This window comes from Pelomicrobium sp. G1, assembly GCF_051905455.1.
GTDB lineage: Bacteria > Pseudomonadota > Gammaproteobacteria > Burkholderiales > UBA6910 > Pelomicrobium.
This window is the reverse complement of the sequence record NZ_JBQACR010000617.1, coordinates 1-235: the sequence shown is the minus strand read 5'-3', so window position 1 is coordinate 235 and position 235 is coordinate 1. Positions and strand designations below refer to the sequence as shown.

Below are 235 nucleotides of genomic sequence, written 5' to 3'. Positions count from 1 at the left end.
GGGTGGCTCGGGTCGCTCTTCACCCCGATGGGGGAGATGCGGTAGCCGTTTTTCTGGATTTTGGCCTCGGTCTCGTCCCGCGTGAAGGCGAGCCGCTGGATGTACTTGACGTTGTTCACGCCCGTGTAGCCCGGCACGATGAGGCGCAAGGGGCCCCCATGTGCGAGCGGAATGGGCTCGCCGTTCATCTCCCAGGCGAGCAGGGCGTCTTCCATGGCTTTGAGCGGGACCTAGC

General features: G+C 64.7%; 1 pseudogene. It reads right to left on the bottom strand.

The annotated features are described in order from the left end of the window. Positions 1-230, bottom strand: a pseudogene (locus tag ACTFO6_RS19865) (molybdopterin-dependent oxidoreductase); the annotation flags it as partial. Positions 231-235 lie beyond the last annotated feature (5 nt).